This window comes from Saliphagus infecundisoli (assembly GCF_020177375.1).
GTDB classification, from domain to species: domain Archaea; phylum Halobacteriota; class Halobacteria; order Halobacteriales; family Natrialbaceae; genus Saliphagus; species Saliphagus infecundisoli.
In genome coordinates this window covers 1-4398 of record NZ_JAIWHV010000068.1, presented here as the reverse complement: position 1 = coordinate 4398, position 4398 = coordinate 1, and the positions used below count along the sequence as shown (strand labels likewise).

The following is a 4398-nucleotide window of genomic DNA, read 5'->3' as shown; positions in this document are numbered from 1 at the left end:
TATCGAACGACATGCTCATCTGATCCAGCTGTACCTCATGGTAGAGTTAGGCTATGAACTACCGGATTTAGACGAGTTATTGCTGTGGGCGTCGCGGGATCCAAATCCACACAGGGAACGGTTACGTGAGCAGATTGAATGGGGTGAGTTCACCTTTGATCACCACTAAACTAGAACGTATGGGTATCGGATGTAATTCCGAGCATTCTCGTTCGCGTCGACCAGTTCTCGTCAAGTGAAAGTGGGGTGCTGGCTATCGTCTCGCCTATAGTTCCGTCCTTATCGACAACCGATAGTGAGAGATTGAGTTCTGTTGCCTCTTTAGACCGGGCTTTCACACGACACTCGAATCTCTGAGTGCGGTGATTTGGTAGAGCAGTCCTCTGTCGAAGGCCTGCAGAGTTATCGGGCCCCACTTCGTTTATCTCAATTCGTTGAGCTTGATTCCCAGTTGGTCCGACATCAGGACTGAGAATGACCTGATTAGCACTTCCATATCGCATCCATCCGAATGCGCCCCCGTCTGTATATGCATCAAGTGCAGCGTCTGCATTTATTTTCTTAGGAAAATTACGATGATAATCATGATTTGCAATAAGTGACTCAATTTCACTAAGGTCATACTCTTGTTTGAAACCACCCATTACGTCACTCCCTGGTTTGTGGAACGGCCACTTCCCGAAAGTGGGATTGAACAGAATCTCTGCTTCCATTCCGTGATATATATTCCGACCAAGATGCTCGCAGAATTTGGCGTAGAGATTTGGCTCAACCGGTGATTCTAGTCGGGTACTTTCATCAATTTCCACAGAGGCTTTCGTCGGATCCATTGTGATCTCATGGCTGAGGATTCCATTAGACTCCATTGATCTAATCTGGGGATCAACACTTATTAATTTTCTTTTAGGAGCAAATGGAGTCAAGGTTAGAGCGTGGCACTCTAATGGACATCGCGCCACGATCAACTCTTGATAGAAGCCGCCAGGAAACCGTCTTGTTGGCTGTGGAGTTGAGCTGTGTCTGAACCCAGCGAGTGTTTGGCTCTCGCCTGCAGCGAAGTCGAACACGAACGTCTAGACAAAGGCAGGAATCTGGAGCTTGCGGTCACGTCAACCACGCCGGGTTCCTTAGCGTGCCTTTCGAGGAATTCGAGGGAAAAATGTAGTGAGTCGACGCGTATTCTCGATGAAGAGGCGTCTTGGTGCGCACTTGCCGCCTTCTCGTTCCTTCTGCAAACATTCCTTGATAGATTGCCGCTGTCACGTGGTCAGTCTCCAAACTAAAGACGGGTGTACGTTGAGTGCGGACCCATTCAGTCCTCTGGCACCGGCAATCCTCCACCCGCCACCGGCTTCCAGATAGAATGAATTACAATCCTATGATCGTAATCGCTACGCTTGTTTCGTTCTGAGAAATTATCTACCTTTGCCGAAGGAGATCGACCTCAAACTACCTATTGTGCAAACGACAAGTCTTATGCCTTCTTCAAGTTTCCCCGCAGTCATGCGGTCGATTTCCTGAGATGCTGACTGCATCGGCTAGCCCGTCATCAACTACAATAGGCACACCGGTGCATTGAACGACGGGATCGTGTTCCATCTTTCAAAAACCACACCCTATTCCCGGATCGAGCACAGTTTAGCCCTGAGTTCGTGTTTATCGACGATCGTCTTTTCCGTGAACTACTGGAGATCGCGATTACGTTTTGCATTAACTCTAACGATTACAAGAGGATCTCCCTTCCGCCGGCTGCCGCATGGAGAGGGGCCTGATCGCTGACGGGAAGGGGATGAATGCTCTTTACCACACTTCGCCGTTTCGATAGAGATAGATCTTTTACCTTTCCTCAGCGTCATCAGGTTCGTTATCGCTCGAGTTGTTCCGACTAAATCGTCGATAATTTGTTTCGGCCGACGAAATAAACTGCTCGATTCTGGCTCTGTTTCCGATCTGGAGATGTGGGAGGATGGTAAATCGGCTCATCCTTAACGACGTAATCCATGCATGAAGTGACACAAGAAGCTTATGGACTGTCCAATCCGAAATGTCTGTCTCCTCGGTCAACTCTATTACTACCTAGAGACCGCGATTCGCGAACGTGACGACGATACGAACATTCATATTGATCGTGTTGATTGCTTTGATCCGGCTGTTATACTTTGTCTCCCAGTCATAAAGGTGTCAACCTTAGCGTGAAGGAAGCGGCCGAGCAAGAGTAAGTTGGTGACTCAACAATGCTCAACCGTCTGGTAGAGAAGACGCACCAGCGGAAAATATTTTCCCGTGAGGACACGCCAATGGAGCGGCGTGTCATCGCGGCGTTTTTGTATCGTGCTGATCTCTCGTCCCGGCGGATCAAACCGTTCGTAGAGCGCTCGTACGAGGCGATCAGACGCTGGTTCACTGGCTGGAGCGCCTGCTCGAGCCAGACTGCCGGGCTCGTCAGAAGGTGTACGATTAGCCGCTCGAACTCCTCGAGCGTAAAACGTGGGGAAATAGGTCGCTGATCGAAGCCTGGTTTGACATATTCACGTACCGATCCAAGCGCTTCTATCACCGATTTCAGTTCCGTAGCACCGCCAGCTTGACCATATTTCGGCTGGCAGCCTTTGCCGCCCTTTACAATGCCACGCTCTAACCTTCAAGTCCTTTACTATGAAACCCGTTTCCACAGCCGAAACAACTATTGAAGGTCCCCTGAAAGAAGAGAATGGGCATACCATACCTCAAATTGGAACGGTGGTCTTACCACTCGGTAACACTGCCATCATCGCGCCGCCAGACTGGGTTGTGCCAGTTGACTGCCTTCTCGGCTTGTTTCTGGAGGTAGACTTCGTCGATCTCGATACCGAGTCCCGGCCCGTTGGGAATCTGAATGAACCCGTCCTCGTAATTGAAGACGGAGGGATCAGCAAGGTAATCAAGTACGTCGTTTGTCTCGTTGTAGTGAATGTTAAGGCTCTGTTCCTGAATGAAGGCGTTGGAGGCGATCGCATCGACGTGGACACAGGAAGCGAAGGCGATCGGTCCCAGCGGACAGTGGGGTGCAAGCGCGACATCATATGTCTCTGCCATTGCGGCAATCTTCTTTACTTCGGAGATCCCGCCAGCATGAGAGAGATCGGGCTGAATGATATCGACTGCCCCGTTCTCGAAGACCTCCTTGAAGTCCCACCGGGAGTACATCCGCTCGCCGGTCGCGATCGGTATTGTCGTATGGGCCGCGATCGCCGGCAGGGCGTCATTGTGTTCGGGGAGGACAGGCTCCTCGATGAACATCGGCTCGTAGGGTTCCAAGGCCTTTGCGAGCCGTTTTGCCATCGGCTTCGAAACGCGACCATGAAAGTCGACTCCAATATCGACTTCCCTGCCGACTCGATCGCGGACCTCGGCGAGGCGCTCCCTGGCATCCTCGATTGCTCGGGGACTGTCGACTCGCCGAAGTTCCGAGGTTGCATTCATCTTCATCGCGGTAAATCCGTTGTCGACCTTCTCGGCGGCCGCATCGCCGACTTCGCCCGGTCGGTCGCCGCCAATCCACTGGTAGACTCGGATTCGCTCTCTAGCTTTGCCGCCGAGCAGCTCATAGATCGGCGCGCCGAAGCGCTTGCCCTTGATGTCCCACAGCGCCTGGTCGATGCCCGCGATCGCGCTCATCAGAACGGGCCCGCCCCGGTAGAACCCGCCGCGATACATCGTCTGCCAGTGGTCCTCGATGTCGGCGGGATCCTCCCCGAGGAGGTAGCTCTCGAGGAGTTCCTCGACGGCCGCCCGCACCGTATGGGCCCGGCCCTCGACGATCGGTTCGCCCCAGCCGACGACCCCATCAGCCGTCTCGAGACGCAAGAACAGCCAGCGTGGCGGGACTTCGAACAGCTCATAATCGCGTATCTGAGTCATAGTCAGCCGTGTTTAACGTATACTCAGTGTCCACTTCATTAATTTTTCGATTATTCAAAGTCTAATTACCAATATAGGCAGGGGTGGGATGGTAGCCTGTGCTTCGTAGGATCGCTAGCTGAGAGGTAATTTCATGGGTTTAACTGTTGTATCCTCTGATGAGAAACCGCCATACTGCGCCGGTTCTACGGACATCTACTTGATTGGAGATTGTTGACGGTACCTTTGAGTACATCTTCCGAAATTCAGGATGCCAGCTCCGTGCACGTACGGCGGTAGGGTCTATCTCCACCTTTTAACGTTCAATCTCGGCCAGCACGCTTCCCTCAGGCGAGTACTGCACCCTCAGCAAGAACCGAGCATCAAAACCTTTGGTCGCGTCGCACACTACTTCCGAGGAATACGTCTGCCGAACAGCTATCGTCTCAGCAATCCGTGAGAGACACGATCAGTCATGTCGTCCGTTCTTCCGCACAATAACGTCGCTGCTCGCAACTT

General features: G+C 52.3%; 2 protein-coding genes and 2 pseudogenes. 1 reads left to right on the top strand and 3 read right to left on the bottom strand.

The genetic code is table 11. From position 1 onward, the window contains the following. Window positions 1–169 (top strand): annotated as a pseudogene (locus LCF40_RS22940) (IS4 family transposase); the annotation flags it as partial. A gap of 1 nt (window position 170) precedes the next feature. On the opposite strand, the gene LCF40_RS22935 reads toward LCF40_RS22940, so the two are convergent. From LCF40_RS22935 to dgoD, 3 genes and pseudogenes are all read right to left on the bottom strand, one after another. Then, window positions 171–866, bottom strand: a complete 696-nt coding sequence (locus LCF40_RS22935; protein ID WP_224830434.1) for a hypothetical protein — start codon at window positions 864–866, stop codon at window positions 171–173. A gap of 96 nt (window positions 867–962) precedes the next feature. Then, window positions 963–1187 (bottom strand): annotated as a pseudogene (locus LCF40_RS22930) (IS4 family transposase); the annotation flags it as partial. 1558 nt (window positions 1188–2745) lie between these two features. Next, on the bottom strand, window positions 2746–3900 hold the full coding sequence (gene dgoD / locus LCF40_RS22925; protein WP_224830433.1) for a galactonate dehydratase: 1155 nt from the start codon (window positions 3898–3900) through the stop codon (window positions 2746–2748). Window positions 3901–4398: the final 498 nt, after the last annotated feature.